Genomic DNA, 18,989 nt, shown 5'->3' with positions numbered 1-18,989 from the left:
CGGGGCGCATAATGATCATCCGTGCCGCCAAACTGCGCGACATGTCCGAATGCGCGGAGATCGTCAATGCGTGGATTGATGCGACGAAATGGATGCCGCGCGTTCACCCCAGGGAGGACGTAGCGGAGTTTTATCGTGATACCGTTTTTACAAGGTTCGAGGTTTTCGTAGCAGAGAATGACAACCACGTTGCCGGTATGGTTGCACTGGCCCCTGACAACACTGTCAGCGCGCTCTATGTGCATGGCGACGAGCGCGGCAAAGGAGTCGGGAAAGCGCTGCTCGACCGTGTGAAAAAAGAAGCCTCAGGTCCTATTGAACTCTGGACATTCGTCGCCAACCGCGATGCACAGGCCTTCTACGAACGCGAAGGTTTCGCGGAAGTCAGGCGCACCGACGGCGACAACGAAGAGAAACTGCCGGACATTCTCTATCGCTGGCAGCCGGATGATTTGGAGATGAAGTCATGAACTTCATCCGCAACAGCGTCATTCCCGTGGGTACCGTACTGATCGCCATTCTTGCGCTCTGGTATGTCTTTGCCGTCATTCTCAATGCCCCGTTCGAGCGCGATCAGGCGGTACGCGCCAATACGACGATTTCGACCGGCCAGCTGATCGCCAACACCATGGCACAGGAGCGTCCCGTCCTGCCCGCGCCGCATCAGGTGGCGGCGGAAATCCGCAAGAGCGTTTTCGAGATCAGCCCGGCGTCGAAGCGCAGCCTCGTCTATCACGGCTGGGTGACGCTCTCCTCGACGCTGCTCGGCTTTGCCCTCGGCACCTTGCTCGGCATCCTTTTGGCGATCGCCATCGTCCATTCGCGCACGCTCGACAAGAGCCTGATGCCATGGATCATCACCTCGCAGACGGTGCCTATCCTTGCCATCGCACCGATGATCATCGTGGTGCTCAACGCGGTGAATATCACCGGCCTTCTGCCCAAGGCGATGATCTCCACGTACCTTTCGTTCTTCCCCGTCGCCGTCGGCATGGTGAAAGGCCTGCGCTCGCCCGAAATTATGCATCTCGATCTGATGCGCACCTATAATGCCTCGAAGGCGCAAGTGTTCTGGAAGCTGCGCTGGCCTGCCTCCATGCCCTATCTGTTCACGTCGATGAAAATCGCCGTCGCCATCAGCCTTGTCGGCGCCATTGTCGGTGAGTTGCCGACCGGTGCGGTGGCAGGCATTGGCGCGCGGCTACTGGCCGGTTCCTATTATGGCCAGACCGTGCAGATCTGGGCGGCGCTGATTGCGGCGGCCTTGATGGCGGCTGTCCTTGTCAGCCTGATCGGACTGATTGCAACGTTGGTCAACCGGCGGATGGGAGTGCGGACATGAAGCGGTCTCCGCTTGCCATTGTTGCCTTCCTGCTCGCAGCGGCGTCGTTGGTGCTGCCGACGGGCGCGGACGGACCGGGGCTCGTCTTCTTTGCAGCTCCTGCCTTGTTGTTCGCGGCATCCGCGGTGGCGCTCTTCGCATCCGCGTCCAACAGCTCTTCGGTCGCGCTGCTCGTGCTGGTCCATATTGAAGCGTTCTTCCTGGTTGGGCTGCTTGGCTCCTTTTCGATGAGCAGTCCTGCAATCGGTTATTGGTGCATGGTGGTCGCCGCATGGTTGCTGGCGTGGCTTGCTGTACAGAGATTGGCGGAGCTACGTCTCAAATCCGTGGACGCCCAGCGTCTTGTCAATCTCGCTCTGCCCGTATTGTTCGGTGCGTGGCTGCTGATCCTCTGGGAAATCATCGTTCGCGGCTTTGGCGTGCCGACGATCCTGCTGCCGCCACCCTCGATGATTGCGACCCGCATTGCCGCTTCAGTGCCAACGCTCTGGGCGGACTTCCAGCAGACGTTCCTGAAGGCCGCGATTGCCGGCTATGTCATCGGTTGCGGCTCCGGCTTTCTCGCGGCGATCATCGTCGATCGCGTACCTTTCCTGCGCAAGGGCCTGCTGCCGATCGGCAATCTCGTCGCGGCGCTCCCCGTTGTTGGCATCGCGCCGATCATGGTCATGTGGTTTGGTTCCTACTGGGAGTCGAAGGCGGCGGTAGTCGTTATCATGACGTTCTTCCCGATGCTGGTGAACACTGTGGCGGGGCTTGCCGCCTCGGGCGCCATGGAGCGCGATCTTATGCGCACCTATGGTTCCACCTACACTCAGACCCTGCTGAAGCTGCGCCTGCCTGCAGCCATGCCGTTTATTTTCAACGCGCTGAAAATCAATTCGACGCTTGCGTTGATCGGGGCGATCGTCGCCGAATTCTTCGGCTCGCCCATTGTCGGCATGGGCTTTCGCATATCGGCCGAGGTCGGCCGCATGAATGTCGATATGGTCTGGGCTGAAATCTTCGTTGCAGCGCTTGCCGGCTCACTATCCTACGGGCTGATCACACTCATCGAACGGGCTGTCACTTTCTGGCATCCTTCCTATCGAACTTAGGTCGTGAACTCATGAATAGGATCGACAATGGCGCCTGAAACGGCAAGAAGATGCGAGGAGAAGCGTGAAGGGCTGGGTGTTTCCCCCGGCCAAGCGGTTCGACACTGCAGCTTGCAGCCGTTTCGGCGTCCGGAGGATATGGTCTTTTCGCCCGGCTACTTCGTCGCAAAGGCTCGAAAATGGATAAACATTTCCGTCGCCTTTGCTCCTCGTATCCGAACGAAAAGCCTCATACCATTTCGACCCTATCCGTGAGTTTACGACCTTATTACAAGAATAGAGGAGAACTGAAACATGAAAAACAGAATCGCATTCTCACTAGGCCTCGCGGCCATGACCTTGATGGCAAGTTCGGCACTTGCCGCCGACAAGCTTGTGCTCCAGCTTAAATGGGTCACGCAGGGCCAGTTTGCCGGTTATTACGTGGCAAAGGACAAAGGTTTCTATGAGGAAGCCGGGCTCGATGTGGAAATCAAGCCGGGCGGCCCGGACGTCGCCCCGCCGCAGGTGATCGCCGGTGGCGGTGCCGACGTCGTGATTGACTGGATGCCCTCGGCGCTGGCTACGCGCGAAAAGGGCTTGCCGCTGGTCAATATTGCCCAGCCGTTCAAGCGTTCGGGCATGATGCTGACGTGCCGCAAGGAAACCGGCATTACCAAGCCGGAGGACTTCAAGGGCAAGACCCTTGGCGTCTGGTTCGGCGGCAACGAATATCCGTTCCTGTCGTGGATGAATCATCTCGGCCTCAAGACCGATGGCGGGCCGAACGGCGTGACCGTCCTCAAGCAGGGCTTCAACGTCGATCCGCTGATCCAGAAGCAGGCTGACTGCATCTCCACCATGACCTATAATGAATATTGGCAGGTGATCGATGCAGGCATTCCCGCCGATGAGCTGGTGACGTTCAAATACGAGGACGAAAAGGTCGCGACGCTGGAAGACGGTCTCTATGTGCTGCAGAAGAGCCTGGATGACCCGAAGATGGTCGACAAGCTCGCCCGCTTCGTCAAGGCCTCGATGAAGGGTTGGGAATATACCCGCGCCAATCCCGATGAGGCAGCGACCATCGTGCTCGACAACGATGCCAGCGGCGCTCAGACCGAAAAGCACCAGAAGCGCATGGTAGCCGAGATCAACAAGCTTACGGAAGGTTCCGATGGCGTCTTGGATGTGGCAGCTGCTGACCGCACTGTTGAGACATTGCTCGGCGGTGGTTCAGATCCGGTTATCACCAAAAAGCCGGAAGGCGCCTGGACGACGAAAATTACGGATGCAGCGAAGTAAAGCGGGACATCTTACCCTCCCCCTTGTGGGGAGGGACGGACCTTAGGTCCGGGGAGGGGTCTTTGCCCCATTAGCAGATTTTAGAAATACCCCTCCCGGCGCTTTGCGCCACCCTCCCCACAAGGGGGAGGGCAAGGGGCGGCATGTCACTCCCAATGATCAGGTATTTGCCGGACAGCGCCACGAGCAGCACTTGTTGCCATGGCACCATAGGCACGCAGCGCAGTGGTAATCTTCCGCTTGCGCTTTTCTTCAGGCTTCCATGCTGCCGTGCCCTTGGCTTCCATATGCCCGCGGCGATCGGCAATAACAGCATCGTCGACGGCAAGGTGTATCCGGCGGTTGGGTATATCGATATCGATGATATCGCCCTCGTGAACCAGCCCGATCAACCCGCCTTCCGCCGCTTCCGGCGAAACGTGGCCGATGGAAAGACCTGACGAGCCACCGGAGAAACGGCCGTCGGTGATGAGGGCGCAGGCCTTGCCGAGACCCTTCGACTTCAGATAGCTGGTCGGGTAGAGCATTTCCTGCATGCCAGGTCCGCCGCGGGGCCCCTCATAGCGGATCAGCACGATATCGCCCGGCTTGACGCCGCCATTCAGGATGCCGAGGACTGCGCTGTCCTGGCTCTCGAAAATACGGGCGGGGCCGGAGAATTTCAGGATCGAATCGTCGACGCCAGCCGTTTTGACGATGCAGCCGTCCTCGGCGAGATTACCGTAAAGCACCGCCAACCCGCCATCCTTGGAATAGGCGTGTTCGGCATTGCGGATGACACCCTTTTCGCGGTCGAGATCGACATCGGCGAAGCGTCGCTCCTGGCTGAAGGCGACCTGCGTCGGCACGCCCCCCGGTGCAGCCATGAAGAAATCATGCACGGACTTGTTTTTGCTGCGAACGACGTCCCAACGATCGAGCGCTGCACCAAGATTGGCCGCATGCACCGAATAAACCGACGTATCGAGCAGACCGGCGCGGTCGAGTTCGCCGAGAATCCCCATGACGCCACCCGCATGGTGCACATCTTCCATATGTACGTTGGCCACTGCTGGTGCCACTTTGCACAGGACCGGAACGCGGCGGGACAGCCGGTCGATATCTGCCATGGTGAAGTCTACCTCGCCCTCATGCGCGGCAGCAAGCAGATGCAGTACGGTATTGGTCGAGCCGCCCATGGCGATATCCAGCGTCATGGCGTTCTCGAAGGCGGCAAAGGACGCGATGGAGCGCGGCAGGGCGGTCTCGTCATCCTGCTCATAGTAACGGCGGGCGAGATCGACGACGAGATGACCGGCCTCGACGAAGAGGCGGCGGCGATCCGCATGGGTTGCCAGCGTCGAGCCGTTGCCCGGCAGCGACAGACCAAGCGCTTCGGTCAAGCAGTTCATGGAGTTTGCCGTGAACATGCCGGAGCAGGAGCCACAGGTCGGGCAGGCCGAGCGCTCGATTGCCTTGACCTCTTCGTCGGAGATGCGGTCATCGGCAGCGGCAACCATGGCATCGACCAGATCGAGCTTCTTTTCCTTGTCGTCCCATACGACCTTGCCGGCTTCCATTGGGCCGCCGGAAACGAACACAACCGGAATGTTGAGGCGCAGCGCAGCCATCAGCATGCCCGGGGTGATCTTGTCGCAATTGGAGATGCAAACCATAGCGTCGGCGCAATGCGCGTTGACCATATATTCGACGCTGTCGGCAATGATCTCGCGCGATGGCAACGAATACAGCATGCCGTCATGGCCCATGGCGATGCCGTCATCGACCGCAATGGTGTTGAATTCCTTGGCAACACCGCCAGCGCTCTCGATTTCACGCGCGACGAGCTGACCAAGATCTTTCAAATGCACATGGCCCGGCACGAACTGCGTGAAGGAATTGACCACGGCGATAATCGGCTTGCCAAAATCCTCATCCTTCATGCCGGTCGCGCGCCAGAGCCCGCGGGCACCTGCCATGTTGCGGCCATGTGTGGTTGTGCGTGAACGATAGGGCGGCATCTGCGTAAATCCTGATGGTAAATTGCTTGGGAAGTATCTTTATAGAAAAACCACTTCCATGGCAAAAGAATGGAGTTTTGTTACCCGGTTGGGGCATTTTATTTGCATTGATTACATAGTGAAGATCATCGCCGCAGAAAACGGGACGTAATGTCTCGTCTAAAGCCGAGGGTCAGAACCTGTTAATCTGGTCGAAATGGTATGAGGCTTTTCGTTCGGATACGAGGAGCAAAGGCGATGGAAATGTTTACCCATTTTCAAGTCCTTTGCGACGATGTTGCCGGGCGAAAAGACCATATCCTGCGGACGCCGAAACGGCTGCAAGCTGCAGTGTCGAGCCGCTCGGACGGGGGGAAGACCCCGTCCTTCCCGTCTCTCAGAGCATGGTCCCGAAAAGTTGTTCGACTTTTCGGGCAAGACCATGCTCCAAAGAAAAAAGCGGCGCATGTATCTTCCGACCCGGCGAAGAGCCGGATCGGAACATGCGCTGCATCTTCTTGCCGTTTCAGGCGCCATTTCGATCATATTAATAGGTCCTGACCCTAGAACGCGGTGAAAGTCATGGTCGACAGCGAGCGCGCAATCCCCTGGATGTCGAGCACATTGTCGTTGATGAACTTGCCAATGTCCTGGTCCTCGGGAATGTAGATCTTCATCAGAAGATCGTAGTCGCCGCTGGTCGAATAGAGTTCCGAGACGATTTCCCGTTCGAAAAGCGCAGCGGCTACCTCATAGGTTTTGCCGGGAAAGCATTGCAGCTGCAGGAAGACGGGTTTCATGAAATTCACTCCGGAAGGTCAGGTCTGATCTTCCATAACCTAATTTGGTTGCAAGGGCAGCGCAATTGCGCGTGAGATCAAGCTGCTTCTATAAACTGCTGTCATTACAGCGGCCTAACAAAAAGTGATTGCCGCGCCTGCCTCATACAGGCCGCTTTTGTGGCCGTACGGCCACAAGCCAAGCTCCGCGGAACCTCGGACAGGCCATTGCGGGTTGGCCTGCATATCCCGTCATGTTATCGTTTTCTTAAGCTCGGGAGGCGAATTTTATCGATCGCAGGTAAGGTTTCTCCGTATCCGCGGCGTGTTTGTGTGTCTGAGTTGGGGATTTTACTGGTTGATGGACTTCAAGCGCCCACAGGCCAGTTTGTTTGGCGCAGCCCTTTTGGCTTGCACTGCGCTCGTTTCGCCCGCCCATGCATTCGATCTTTTTGGCATTCATCTCTGGGGTCAAAAGAAAGACGCTGATGCGGATGCGGTGATCGCCGATCCGCATAAATATACCGTCGAGATTTCAGCAGACGAAGACAAAGAGACGAAAAAGCTTGTCGAAGGCGCTTCCAGCCTCGTCGCCGACAAGGATAAACCTGCGTCCGGAGCTGCCGGGCTGCTGGCAAAGGCGCGTGGCGATTATCGCCGCATTCTCGGCGCACTCTATGCGGATGGCCGCTACGGCGGCACGATCAGCATCAAGGTCGATGGTCGCGAGGCGAGCGATATTCCGCCTGACGCCGTTCTGGCCAATCCAGCACCTGTGATGATTTCCGTCGATCCCGGACCGCAGTTCCTCTTTGCCACCGCGCGCGTAGAGAACATGGCACCGCCGACGCTGGACCCGAAGGATATGGTTGACCGGCCGGAAAACCAGGGCTTTGCGCCCGGCGACATTGCGAGGTCGACGGCGATCGTCAAGGCAGAACGGCTTGCCGTCGATGCGTGGCGCGAGCAAGGCCACCCGAAAGCGAAGATCGTATCGCGCAACGTGCTTGCCAATCACAACAACAACAAGGTTGACACCACGATCGATGTCGACCCCGACCGCCGCGCCGCTTTCGGTCCCGTTCAGGTGACGGGCACCGAGCGCATGGATCCGGAGTTCGTCGCCTTCATCACCGGTCTGCAGCCTGGCGTCGAGTACGATCCGGACGAGATCGAGCGTGCCAAGAAGCGCCTGTCGCGACTGGAAGTGTTCCGTTCGGCTCGCATCGAAGAAGCAGATGCGATCACCAATGACGGTCTGTTACCGATCACGGTTGCCGTGCAGGAACAGAAACTCCGGCGTTTTGGTATTGGAGGTAGTTATTCTACGCTCGATGGCGCCGGTTTCGACGCTTACTGGATGCACCGCAACCTTTTTGGTCATGCGGAGCGTCTGCGCTTCGATGCCAAGATCGGTGGCATTGGCGCGCAGTCCTTTAGTCCCCAGGACTACAATTATCTGCTTGGCGTGACCTTCACCAAACCCGGCGTCTATACACCCGATACGGATTTCTTTACGTCGCTGATTGGCAGGCGGGAGGTTCTGGATGCCTATACCCAGACATCGCTGACAGCCGAAGCGGGTTTCACCCAGATTTTTTCGGACGAACTGACCGGCAAGATAAGTGCGATTGTTTCCAAGTCGCACTTCGATGATGACTTCTTCGGCAAACGGGATTTTCTGACTGCCGGCCTCCTCGGTGGTCTCACTTATGACAGCCGTGACAGCAAGGTCGATCCCTCACGCGGCTATTTCCTTGAGGGGCTCGTTTCGCCTTTCTATGAATTCGAATACGGCAATTTCGCCACAAAATTCACTGCGGAGGGCCGCACCTATTACAGTTTCGATGCCGACAACCGCTTTATTCTGGCTGGCCGTCTGAAGCTCGGCTCGATCGTCGGTGCCGAAGTCGCCGAATTGCCACCGGACCAGTTGTTCTTCGCCGGTGGTGGCGGTTCGATACGCGGCTACGCCTATCGCAATGTCGGCGTCAATGTGACGAGGGATGGCGAAACATTTGTCATAGGCGGCCGCTCGCTCGTCGAGAGCTCGGTGGAAGCACGTATCCGCATGACCGATACGATCGGAGTCGTCGGCTTCGTCGATGCGGGCTATGTCGGCGAAGGGTCATTCCCCGATTTCGCCGATCAGATGCGGGTCGGCGTTGGCGCCGGTCTGCGCTATAATACCGGCCTCGGTCCGATCCGGCTCGATTTTGCAGTGCCGCTCGACCGCACGAACGACGATCCCAGTTTTGCTTTTTACGTTGGCATAGGACAGGCGTTTTGACGCGGATTATTGCAGCTCTCTTTCTCTTGCTCTTTGTGAGCCCGATCCTTGCCCAGGACGCCTTGGCGCAGGATAGTTCCGAGGCCGAAAAATCCTTTTTCCTGAGCTTCGTGCAGAACCAGCTGTCGACGCCAAACCGCCAGATCGTCATCTCCGACATTCGGGGCGTTCTCTCGTCCGAAGCCAGCATAGGCAGTATTACGATTGCCGATCGCGAGGGCATCTGGCTGAAGGTCACCAATGCCAGGATCGTCTGGAGTCGTCTGGCGCTGCTGCGCGGCCGGCTCGACATCAACACCCTTGCCGCCGACCGAATTGATATCCTGCGCAAGCCGCTGCCCGACGATAGCCTGCCTTCACCGGAGGCCAAGGGATTCAGCCTGCCTGAATTGCCACTGGCGGTGATCCTGCAGCAACTGAACATTGGGCGCATCGCCTTTGGCGATGGTGTTTTTGGTCTGAAATCCGAAATCTCCCTGGCCGGCAATCTGAGGCTAGAAGGCGGATCGCTGGATTCCAACCTGCAGGTGCACCGGCTTGATGGTCCGGGAGGTGAATTCCTGATCAAGGCCGCCTATGCTAATCAGAGCCAACAGCTCGATCTCGACCTGACGCTGAACGAACCGCAAAACGGTATCGTCGCCAATCTCCTCAACATCGAAGGCAAGCCGCCAGTTGCATTGGCGCTGAAAGGTTCCGGTCCCCTGAGCGATCTCCTGTTGCAATTGACGCTCGATGCGGCAGGCAAGCGCGTCCTCACAGGAGATGCGAAGCTCGACCGGCAGAGTGACGGACTTGGCTTCAAGACCACGCTCAACGGCGAGATCGCGTCGCTGATCCCGCCGATTTTCCGTGATTTCTTCGGCAATGAAACGGCGCTGATCGCCAACGGCGTGATGCGCGACGCGGGCGGCGTTGCGCTTGACCGCCTCAACATCAAGAGCAACGCCTTGGTTCTCGATGCGGCCGGTGAAACCACCAATGACGGCTTTCTGCGCCGGCTCAAGGTTGATGCGACGATCGCCGATCCGACTGGCAAGAAGGTGATTTTGCCGGTCAAGGGTGGCCAAACGACGGTCGACAAGGCTGTATTGACTGTCGCCTACGGCACCAATCGAGGCGACGACTGGACGAGCAGCGTCGACGTAACGAACTTTACATCGGACAGCTTTGCCTCGAAATCTATCAATCTCGTGGGTAAGGGCCTTGCAGAGAATATCGATGATCCAGCCGCCCGCTCTCTGATCTATGATGTCACCGGCGAAGTTTCCGGCATCACCGCCAAGCGGGCGGACATCGCCGAAGCGCTGGGCGAGCTGATCCAGCTGAAGATCAACGGCGACTGGAAAGCCGGAAGCCCGGTTAATCTCAAGCAGGCACTGCTGGCCGCCAACGGGCTCAGCGCGGCGCTGGCCGGTACCATCAACAACTTCGCCTATAGTGGCGACATTCTCGTCAAGGCGTCGAGCATCGCACCGTTTTCCGCGTTGGCGGGACGCGATCTCGCCGGATCGATCGACCTGAAGGCCAATGGTCTCGTCGAGGCATTGACTGGCGGCTTTGACCTGACGCTGGACGGATACGCCACTGGCATGCAGCTTGGCGTCGAGGCGGCCGACAAGATACTTGCGGGAACGACGCGTATCACCGGCGGTGTGGCGCGCGGGGCGAACGGCCTCAGTGCCAAGAATTTCAAAATTGTGAATCCGCAGACGCTGGTCACCGCCAACGGGACATTCGCGACCGGCGCAGCGAACTTCGATTTCGGCCTCGACCTGACTGATCTGGCGCTGCTTTCCGAAAAGGCTGGCGGCGCCCTGAAGGTCAAGGGCAGCGCCCGCGGCAAGGACAATATCATCGCACTTGCCTTCAACGCCGATGTGCCGGAAGGCACCCTCTCCGGACGTAAGCTGACGCAGGGCGACCTCACATTTAACGGTACGCTGTACAAGGATATTGTCGATGGCAAGGTTTCGGGCCTGGCCTTTTTGGATGGCATACGTGCCGACCTTGCCACGGAAATCGCGCTGCATCAGGATGAGAAACGGCTTACCAATATCTCGTTCATCGCAGGAGGCACGCGGCTGCGCGGCGATGTCACGCAATCGAAACAGGGCCTCTATCAAGGCAATCTGACGCTCGCCTCCAGCGATGTCTCGACCGCAGCGGCGCTGTTCCTTGTCGAGGCAACCGGTAAGGCTGACGCCACCATTGCGCTTGCCCCCGATGGGGAGAAGCAGAATATCGACATCAACGGCCAGATCGACAATTTGAAGGCCAATGACATCGTCGTCGGCAAGGCGGCGATCGCGCTGGCGGCGCAGGACATATTCAAGGTCCCTTCGGCCAACGGTTCCGTGACGGCATCCGATGTGTCGGCTGCGGGCATCATCGTCAATAATCTCGATGCACAGGCAACGCAGGACGGCAAGACCACCAATTTCAAGCTGAATGCCGGCTTGAACAATGGCGCAAGAACGTCGCTAGACGGTTCATTGCAGCCAACGGACAAGGGTTATCTCCTGTCTCTGGCCAATGCGGACCTGACGCGCGGCGCGCTCGCTGCCCGGCTGGTCCAGCCGGCCACGATCAATGTCGCGGGTAGCAATGTGTCGTTTGGCAATATCGTTCTTGACGTTGGTCAGGGCAGGGTGACGGTCAGTGGTGATGTGGCTGAAACACTCAATCTTGCCGTCGCCATCCAGAAACTGCCGCTTGATATCGCCAACACAATCAAGCCGGACCTCGGCCTCGGCGGTGAGATCAACGGCACGGCGAAGATTGGCGGCACGCGCCAGAAGCCGGACGTGAATTTCGACATGCAGGCCCGCGCGATTACTGCCGCGGCTCTGAAAAAGGCAGGGCTTGACGCGCTTAGTCTGGACGCTAAAGGCACCTCGACCACGGATGTGCTGAATGTCGACGCGCATCTGACCGGTGCCGGTGGGCTCGATGCATCGGCCAAGGGCTCCGTGCCCCTCGTCCAAGGCCAGCTCGGTGTCGATTTTGATTTGAAGAGTTTCCCGCTGACAGCTTTGAATGGTGTCGTCAAGGATCAGAATCTGGCTGGCATCATTTCTGGCAGGGGTCGTGTCACCGGCACATTGCAAAGGCCCAATGCCGATTTCGACCTGAGGGGCGCAGGACTTTCCGCCAAGCCTTTGCAGGAGGCAGGTCTATCCCCATTGCAGCTGGCGGCCGCGGGGCGTTTCGCCAATAACACGTTGACGCTTTCCTCCGCCAAGGCCGATGGCCCGCAGGGCTTCACCGTTTCGGCGAGCGGCAATGTCCCCATGTCAGGGTCAGGGCTCGGTATCAACGTCACCGGCAACATTCCGTTGTCGCTTGCCAATCGCTTCCTTGCCGATCGCGGCACACAGGCCACCGGTACGATCGATGTGACGGCCTCCGTATCTGGTAGCTTCGCGCAGCCGCAAATACGCGGGATGTTTTCCGCCAATGGCGCGGAGGTCGTCGATCCAGAGGCCAATATAAGGCTGCAGCGCATCACCCTGCTTGGCAGCATGGATGGCACGACGGTCACCATTCGCACGTTCAATGCTGCGCTCTCGACGGGCGGCACCATCAGCGCCACGGGCACGATTTCCACCAATGCAGCCGCCAATTTCCCGGCCAATATCGATATCAGGCTGGACAAGGCGCGTTATGCCGACGGTAATCTTGTGGTCGCCACTGTTACAGGTGCGCTGGCCGTCAAAGGGCCGCTGACCCGCGATCCGGTCATTTCCGGGAATATCAATATCGACCGTGCCGAAATTACGGTTCCGGAAAGCTTCGGGGGCTCTTCCGCAGTCATCGATGTCAAGCACAAGGACCCGTCGAAGGCCGTCGCGCAGACCCTGAAACGCGCCAGGGCCGATCAGCCGCAGGTGGCGACGCCAACTGCCCGGCCAAGCGTCGTGCGGCTCGATATCAACGTCACTGCGCCCAACAGGATATTCGTGCGCGGTCGCGGCCTGGATGCGGAAATCGGCGGCTCAGTGCGGCTCACGGGCCCGGCGACCAATATCCAGCCGGTCGGCGCCTTCGACCTCATTCGCGGACGGCTCGGCATTCTTGGCCAGCGCATCACCTTCACCGAAGGTCAGGTGACTTTGGTTGGCGATCTCGATCCGGACATCAACTTCGTTGCCAGTACGCAAGGCTCCGACATCACCGTGAATGTCACGGTCAGGGGCCGCGTCTCGGACCTGCAGATCACCTTCTCCTCGCAGCCGGAATTGCCACAGGATGAAGTCTTGGCGCGGCTGATCTTCAATCGCTCGATCAATGATCTTTCGCCACTGCAGGTAGCCAGGCTCGCCTCCGCTGCAGCCGAACTCGCCGGTGGTTCGAATTCCTCGCTGCTCGACAGCTTGCGCAAGAATACGGGTCTTGACGATCTCGACGTCGTGACTGACAGCCAGGGCAACGCCGGCGTGCGTGCCGGCCGCTACATTCGCGACAATGTCTATTTGGGCGTCGAAGCCGGTGCCGCGGGTTCCACCAAGGGCACGATCAATCTCGATATCACGCCGAATCTCAAGGCCAAGGGTGCCGTCGGTGCCAATGGCGATTCAGGCGCAGGGTTGTTTTTCGAGAAGGATTATTGAGGCGGTGCTCCCGCTTATCTCCGCCCTTGTGGGGGAGAAAGGATTTTCTTGGATTTAGCCCTTGCTAAATCCTTAGAGAATCCAAGAGAGGGGATAGTGTTGTGAGTTCAAATCCCCTCTCTGGCGATTTCTAGCACTTAGCATGGGCTAAGATGCTGAAATCGCTTTCTCTCCCGCAAGGGGAGAGATAATCGGCATGTTCTGTCCGCGCGAATCTATCCCTGCACTACATCCTGGCGTTGCTCACCAAGCCCCTCGATACCGAGCGTGATCACATCGCCTTCCTTGAGGAACACGTTCGGCTTCAAGCCAAGTCCGACGCCGGGAGGCGTACCAGTGGAGATGATGTCACCCGGATGCAGACTCATGAACTGCGACAGGTAAGCTACGAGATATTTGACGCCATAGACCATCGTTGCGGATGAACCGTTCTGGTAGCGGTGGCCGTTGACCTCGAGCCACATCTTCAGATTCTGCGGATCCTCGACCTCGTCCTTTGTCACCAGCCACGGGCCGATCGGGCCGAACGTGTCGCAGCTCTTGCCCTTGGTCCACTGACCCTGGCGTTCTGCCTGGAAGGCGCGTTCCGATACATCGTTGATCAGGCAATAACCGGCAACGTAATCGAGCGACTCGTCTTCGCTGACATATTTGGCGTGCTTGCCGATGACCACGCCGAGTTCGACTTCCCAGTCGGTCTTGAGCGAGCCGCGCGGGATTTCGACGTTGTCGTTCGGGCCCACGATAGCCGAGGTTGCTTTCATGAAGATGATCGGCTCCGGCGGTACCGTTGCCCCTGTCTCGGCGGCATGGTCGGAATAATTGAGCCCGATGCAGATGAACTTGCCGGTGCCGGCAACACAGGGGCCGTAGCGGTCTACATTGACCACCGGCAGCGAAGCCGGGTCGATAGCCGCCAGTTTCTTCAAGCCCTCCGGGGAAATTGCATCGCCGGCAATATCTTTGACGTGTCCGGACAGATCACGCACCTTGCCGTCCTTGTCGACAAGACCGGGCTTTTCCTGACCAACAGGACCGTAGCGCAAGAGTTTCATGGAATAACCTTTCTAGCTTGGGAGATTAGTAGGTAGCACGGCCACCGGAAATATCGAAGACGGCACCGGTCGTGAACGAGCATTCCTCGCTGGCGATCCATGTGATCAACGATGCCAGCTCTTCGACCTTGCCGAAGCGCTGCATGGGAATTTTCGAAAGCATGTAGTCGATGAACGATGGCTGCAGCTGCTGAAGGATCGGTGTATCCACCGTGGCCGGGGTGATCGCATTGACGGTAATGCCGTCGCCGACGAGCTCCTTGCCAAGCGATTTGGTGAGGCCGATAACCGCCGCCTTGGAGGCACTGTAGGCAGAGGCATTGGGGTTGCCTTCCTTGCCGGCGATCGAGGCGACATTGACGATACGGCCGTAGCCATTCTTTTGCATGACCGGTACGACGAAGCGGTTGCAGTAGAAGAGGCCGTTGATATTGATATCGAAGACACGCTTCCACTGGTCGATCGGATAATCGGCAACTTTGGCGTTGGGGCCGGTAATGCCGGCTGAACACACCAGAACGTCGATCTTGCCAAACGCCCCGGCTGTCGCCTGCGCCGCCTTCTCCACCTGGTCCGGATCGGAGACATCGAGCCTTATGCCGTGCGCCGACGGTCCAAGTGTAGCCCGTGCCTCATCGATCTTCGCTGCATCGACATCCCATAGAGAAACCGTGCCGCCCTCCGACACGATCCGCTCCGCTGTCTTGAAGCCTATGCCCGACGCGCCACCGGTAATGACCGCGTGCCGCCCCTCATAGCGCCTGATCGAATTCGCCATGCTTCCTCCCGAATGTCCGGCGTCAGCGCCCAATCTCGCTCTAGTGATTGTCGCGAGGCAGGCCCTTGGTCTGGGCGACGCGCTGGTACTTCACGGCGGGCTTCAGAACCATGCCCTCGTCGAGCTGGCCAACCATGCTGCGCTGGATTTCCTGCCATGGGGTCTGGCTCGCGGGGTATTTGTAGCCGCCCGCCGCGATCAGGTCATCCTTGCGCTTTTGCAGTTCCTCGTCATCGATCAGGATGTTGGCCGTACCCTTGTTGAGGTCGATACGCAGATGATCGCCGGAGCGCACCAGAGCGAGACCGCCATTCACTGCCGCTTCCGGCGACGCGTTGAGGATGGAGGGCGAACCGGATGTGCCTGACTGGCGTCCGTCACCAAGGCAGGGCAGGGCATGAATGCCCTTCTTCAGAAGGTAAGCCGGGGGTTGCATGTTGACGACTTCCGCTGCGCCCGGATAACCGATCGGGCCAGTTCCACGCATGATCAGAATGCTGTTCTCGTCGAGGCCAAGCTTCGGGTCGTCGATGCGATGATGGTAATCTTCCGGTCCCTCGAAAACTTCGGCGATTCCTTCGAAAGCCTCGGGATCGTCCGGATTGGAGAGATAGCGCTCGCGGAATTCCTCTGAAATTACGCTGGTTTTCATGATGGCGCTGTCGAAGAGGTTGCCCTTCAGATTGATGAATCCGGCCTTTTTCTTCAGCGGCGCATCGTAGGTCTTGATGACATCGGTGTTGAGATTTTCGGCATTTTCGCAATTCGTACCGATGCTCTTGCCGTTGACGGTCACGGCGCCCGGATGCGGCAGCTTGCGCGCCTTCATCAGTTCGGCAACCACGGCTGGCACTCCCCCGGCGCGGTGATAGTCCTCGCCGAGATATTCACCCGCCGGTTGCAGATTGACCAGCAGCGGCACATCATGGCCGATGGCCTGCCAGTCGTCATTGTCGAGCGGAATGTCGAGGTGGCGGGCGATGGCGTTCAGATGGATCGGAGCATTGGTCGAGCCGCCGATAGCCGAATTGATGACGATGGCGTTCTCGAAGGCCGCGCGTGTCATGATATCCGACGGCTTCAGATCCTCACGCACCATGTCGACAATACGCTTGCCGGTATCATAGGCAATCTGTCCGCGCTCGCGGTATGGTGCAGGGATTGCCGCGCCGCCGGGCAATTCCATGCCGAGCGCTTCGGCCAGTGAATTCATCGTCGTTGCCGTGCCCATCGTATTGCAATAGCCGACCGACGGAGCCGATGAAGCGACGATATCCATGAACTGGTCGTAGTTGATGTCGCCTGCGGTGAGCTTCTCGCGCGACTTCCAGACGATCGTGCCGGAGCCCGTCCGTTCGCCGCGATGCCAGCCATTGAGCATCGGCCCGACCGAAAGCGCGATTGCCGGGATATTGACGGTGGCAGCGCCCATCAGCATGGCAGGCGTGGTCTTGTCGCAGCCAATGGTCAGAACAACGCCGTCGAGCGGATAGCCGAACAGCACTTCCACGAGGCCGAGATAGGCGAGGTTGCGGTCGAGTGCAGCACCCGGACGCTTGCCGGTTTCCTGGATCGGGTGCACCGGAAACTCGAAGGGAATACCGCCCGCCGCAATGATGCCGTCGCGCACGCGTTTCGCCAGCTCAATATGATGGCGGTTGCACGGCGACAGGTCGGAGCCGGTCTGCGCGATGCCGATGATCGGCTTGCCGGATTGCAGCTCGCCGCGCGTCAGGCCGTAGTTGAGATAACGCTCAAGATAGAGCGCCGTCATCCCCGGATTGTCAGGATTGTCGAACCATTCCTGCGAGCGAAGTTTTTTCGGGGAATTGCTGTTTGTCATTTTAGAGGAACTCCTGGGTGTCCGTCATTCCTTGACCGCACCGGTCATGGAAGAAACGTAATAGTCGACAAAGAACGAGTAGAGAATGACGACGGGCAACGACCCGAAAAGTGCGCCTGCCATCAAAGAGCCCCACTCGAAAACATCGCCTCGCACCAGTTCCGTCAGGACACCGACCGGGACAGTCTTGTTTTCCGAGGATTGGATGAAGGTCAGCGCATAGATGAACTCATTCCACGACAAAGTGAAGGCAAAAATACCAGCCGAGATCAATCCAGGTACCGCCAGCGGCAATATGACCCTGATGAGGATCTGCCAGCGCGACGCGCCGTCCACCAAAGCGCTTTCCTCCAGCTCGAACGGGATCGAGCGAAAGTAGCCCATCAGCAGCCAGGTGCAGAAGGGAATGAGGAAGGTCGGGTAGGTGAAGATCAGCGCGAGCTTGGTATCGTACATGCCGAATTTGAAGACGATGACCGCCAGCGGAATGAACAGGATCGAAGGCGGCACCAGATAGGCGAGGAAGATCAACAGGCCGACCGGTCGCGACCCGGAGAAGCGCACGCGCTCGATAGCATAGGCGGCAAACACCGATGCCGCCAGCGACAGCGCCGTCGCGCAAACGGCGACGACCAATGTGTTCCACAGCCAGCCTGGATAGGAGGTCTCGAACAGCAGGTATTTGATGTGGTCGAGTGTCGGTTGAACCACCCAGAACGGACTGAAATTGCTGTAGTCGGTCAATTGCGAGTTTGGCTTCACCGCCGTGATCGCCATCCAGTAGAACGGGAATATCAGCACGAAGACAAAGATGGCGAGCGGCAGGTACAAGACGACGATCCGCCTCGGCAGCCGGTTGAGATAGCTCATGCCCTGCGCATCGTCGGTAAGCAATTGGGCGTTGGTCTGTTCGGTAATGCTCATGATCGTGTCCCCCTTAATCCTGTCCGCCCTGTTGCCATTTGCGGCGCTGCAGACCGAAAAATGAGAACAGTATCGATGCAAGCAGGAACGGGATCATGGCAACGGCGATTGCCGCGCCTTCGCCAAGCTGGCCACCAGGAATACCGCGCTGGAATGACAGCGTCGCCATCAGGTGTGTGGCATTGACCGGTCCGCCTTTGGTCAAAACGTAGATCAGCTGGAAATCGGTGAAGGTAAACAGCACCGAGAACGTCATCACCACGGCGATGATCGGCGTCAGCATCGGCAGCGTGATGAAGCGGAAACGCTGCCAACTGGTGGCGCCGTCGAGCGACGCGGCCTCATGCAGCGATTGTGGAATGGTCTGCAGCCCCGCAAGGAGCGAAATCGCGACGAAGGGAATGCCGCGCCAGACATTGGCTGCGATCACCGAAGCGCGCGCATTATTCGGGTCGCCAAGGAAATTGATCGGGCTGTGGATCCAGCCGAGCTTCATCAGTGACCAGGAAATGATCGAGAATTGCGCATCGTAGATCCACCAGAAGGCCAGCGCCGACAGCACGGTCGGTACGACCCAGGGCAAGAGGATGATGGCGCGGAAGAAAGACTTGAATGGCAGATGCTCGTTGAGGATCAATGCCAGCCAGAGGCCGAAACCGAATTTCAGAATTGACGCGATGAGCGTGTAGAACACCGTGTTGTAGACCGCCATCCAGAAGACTGAATCGCGAGCGAGTGCCTCGTAATTTTCGAGCCCGATGAAGATACCGTCCCTGCCAATCGTCGCATCGGTAAAGCCGAGCCAGACGCCAAGGCCGAGCGGATAGGTCAAAAAACACAGGAGAAAGACGGCGGCCGGCAGCATGAAGAACAAGCCGACGGCAGTGTTGCTCCGGGCGATATTTCCGAAGGCCAAAGGCTGCTTCGCAGTTGTCGTCATTGTCATCGGATATCTCCGGTTGCCAAATTAGTTTGGATAGCCGGCTTCCACTGCCTTTGTGACAG

Annotated in this window: 13 protein-coding genes; 6 read left to right on the top strand and 7 right to left on the bottom strand. The window is 58.5% G+C overall.

From position 1 onward, the window contains the following. The first annotated feature begins 11 nt into the window (after positions 1-11). The 4 genes from ACSQ3H_RS02180 to ACSQ3H_RS02165 all read left to right on the top strand — a co-directional run bounded on the left by ACSQ3H_RS02180 (position 12) and on the right by ACSQ3H_RS02165 (position 3,723). A complete protein-coding gene (locus ACSQ3H_RS02180) occupies positions 12-470 on the top strand; it encodes an N-acetyltransferase family protein (RefSeq protein ID WP_436115527.1) in 459 nt (152 codons plus the stop codon). Next, complete coding sequence (locus tag ACSQ3H_RS02175; RefSeq protein WP_436115526.1) at positions 467-1,342, top strand: ABC transporter permease; 876 nt, start codon at positions 467-469, stop codon at positions 1,340-1,342. The genes ACSQ3H_RS02180 and ACSQ3H_RS02175 overlap by 4 nt, the downstream gene beginning before the upstream one ends. Continuing rightward, complete coding sequence (locus ACSQ3H_RS02170; protein ID WP_436115525.1) at positions 1,339-2,439, top strand: ABC transporter permease; 1,101 nt, start codon at positions 1,339-1,341, stop codon at positions 2,437-2,439. The genes ACSQ3H_RS02175 and ACSQ3H_RS02170 overlap by 4 nt, the downstream gene beginning before the upstream one ends. Positions 2,440-2,733: 294 nt before the next feature. Then, entirely contained in the window at positions 2,734-3,723 is a 990-nt protein-coding gene (locus ACSQ3H_RS02165) for an ABC transporter substrate-binding protein (protein WP_436115524.1), read from the top strand. A gap of 146 nt (positions 3,724-3,869) precedes the next feature. On the opposite strand, the gene ilvD is transcribed toward ACSQ3H_RS02165, so the two are convergent. Continuing rightward, positions 3,870-5,723 carry a dihydroxy-acid dehydratase gene (gene ilvD, locus ACSQ3H_RS02160; protein ID WP_436115523.1) on the bottom strand — a complete coding sequence of 618 codons (1,854 nt, stop codon included), beginning with the start codon at positions 5,721-5,723 and terminating at the stop codon, positions 3,870-3,872. A gap of 542 nt (positions 5,724-6,265) precedes the next feature. Next, entirely contained in the window at positions 6,266-6,502 is a 237-nt protein-coding gene (locus tag ACSQ3H_RS02155) for an Lrp/AsnC ligand binding domain-containing protein (RefSeq protein WP_436115522.1), read from the bottom strand. A 340-nt stretch (positions 6,503-6,842) separates the two neighbouring features. Here ACSQ3H_RS02155 and ACSQ3H_RS02150 point away from each other — a divergent pair, with 340 nt between their 5' ends. Together ACSQ3H_RS02150 and ACSQ3H_RS02145 are read left to right on the top strand one after the other, a co-directional pair. After that, positions 6,843-8,771 carry an autotransporter assembly complex protein TamA gene (locus ACSQ3H_RS02150; protein ID WP_436115521.1) on the top strand — a complete coding sequence of 643 codons (1,929 nt, stop codon included), beginning with the start codon at positions 6,843-6,845 and terminating at the stop codon, positions 8,769-8,771. After that, entirely contained in the window at positions 8,768-13,384 is a 4,617-nt protein-coding gene (locus ACSQ3H_RS02145; RefSeq protein ID WP_436115520.1) for a translocation/assembly module TamB domain-containing protein, read from the top strand. The genes ACSQ3H_RS02150 and ACSQ3H_RS02145 overlap by 4 nt, the downstream gene beginning before the upstream one ends. Before the next feature lie 215 nt (positions 13,385-13,599). Here ACSQ3H_RS02145 and ACSQ3H_RS02140 read toward each other — a convergent pair whose 3' ends face one another. From ACSQ3H_RS02140 to ACSQ3H_RS02120, 5 genes are read right to left on the bottom strand one after another with little or no spacing between them, the layout of a single operon-like run. Then, positions 13,600-14,439 carry a fumarylacetoacetate hydrolase family protein gene (locus tag ACSQ3H_RS02140; protein WP_436115519.1) on the bottom strand — a complete coding sequence of 280 codons (840 nt, stop codon included), beginning with the start codon at positions 14,437-14,439 and terminating at the stop codon, positions 13,600-13,602. 25 nt (positions 14,440-14,464) lie between these two features. Continuing rightward, positions 14,465-15,217 carry an SDR family NAD(P)-dependent oxidoreductase gene (locus tag ACSQ3H_RS02135; RefSeq protein ID WP_436115518.1) on the bottom strand — a complete coding sequence of 251 codons (753 nt, stop codon included), beginning with the start codon at positions 15,215-15,217 and terminating at the stop codon, positions 14,465-14,467. A 40-nt stretch (positions 15,218-15,257) separates the two neighbouring features. Further along, the gene (locus tag ACSQ3H_RS02130; RefSeq protein ID WP_436115517.1) at positions 15,258-17,060 is read right to left on the bottom strand and encodes an IlvD/Edd family dehydratase; all 1,803 of its coding nucleotides are present in this window, start codon (positions 17,058-17,060) and stop codon (positions 15,258-15,260) included. A 24-nt stretch (positions 17,061-17,084) separates the two neighbouring features. Further along, on the bottom strand, positions 17,085-17,984 hold the full coding sequence (locus ACSQ3H_RS02125) for a carbohydrate ABC transporter permease (protein ID WP_436115516.1): 900 nt from the start codon (positions 17,982-17,984) through the stop codon (positions 17,085-17,087). 13 nt (positions 17,985-17,997) lie between these two features. Further along, on the bottom strand, positions 17,998-18,849 hold the full coding sequence (locus ACSQ3H_RS02120; RefSeq protein WP_436119322.1) for a carbohydrate ABC transporter permease: 852 nt from the start codon (positions 18,847-18,849) through the stop codon (positions 17,998-18,000). Positions 18,850-18,989: the final 140 nt, after the last annotated feature.

This window comes from Phyllobacterium sp. LjRoot231, assembly GCF_964253365.1.
GTDB lineage: Bacteria > Pseudomonadota > Alphaproteobacteria > Rhizobiales > Rhizobiaceae > Phyllobacterium.
The sequence above is the reverse complement of the archived record's forward strand: the minus strand, read 5'-3'. Positions and strand labels throughout refer to the sequence as shown.

Coding starts and splice junctions, on each gene's coding strand:
- ACSQ3H_RS02180 (WP_436115527.1), top strand. CDS start 12: ATGATCATCCGTGCCGCCAAACTGCGCGACATGTCCGAATGCGCGGAG.
- ACSQ3H_RS02175 (WP_436115526.1), top strand. CDS start 467: ATGAACTTCATCCGCAACAGCGTCATTCCCGTGGGTACCGTACTGATC.
- ACSQ3H_RS02170 (WP_436115525.1), top strand. CDS start 1,339: ATGAAGCGGTCTCCGCTTGCCATTGTTGCCTTCCTGCTCGCAGCGGCG.
- ACSQ3H_RS02165 (WP_436115524.1), top strand. CDS start 2,734: ATGAAAAACAGAATCGCATTCTCACTAGGCCTCGCGGCCATGACCTTG.
- ilvD (WP_436115523.1), bottom strand. CDS start 5,723: ATGCCGCCCTATCGTTCACGCACAACCACACATGGCCGCAACATGGCA.
- ACSQ3H_RS02155 (WP_436115522.1), bottom strand. CDS start 6,502: ATGAAACCCGTCTTCCTGCAGCTGCAATGCTTTCCCGGCAAAACCTAT.
- ACSQ3H_RS02150 (WP_436115521.1), top strand. CDS start 6,843: ATGGACTTCAAGCGCCCACAGGCCAGTTTGTTTGGCGCAGCCCTTTTG.
- ACSQ3H_RS02140 (WP_436115519.1), bottom strand. CDS start 14,439: ATGAAACTCTTGCGCTACGGTCCTGTTGGTCAGGAAAAGCCCGGTCTT.
- ACSQ3H_RS02135 (WP_436115518.1), bottom strand. CDS start 15,217: ATGGCGAATTCGATCAGGCGCTATGAGGGGCGGCACGCGGTCATTACC.
- ACSQ3H_RS02130 (WP_436115517.1), bottom strand. CDS start 17,060: ATGACAAACAGCAATTCCCCGAAAAAACTTCGCTCGCAGGAATGGTTC.
- ACSQ3H_RS02125 (WP_436115516.1), bottom strand. CDS start 17,984: ATGAGCATTACCGAACAGACCAACGCCCAATTGCTTACCGACGATGCG.
- ACSQ3H_RS02120 (WP_436119322.1), bottom strand. CDS start 18,849: ATGCTGCCGGCCGCCGTCTTTCTCCTGTGTTTTTTGACCTATCCGCTC.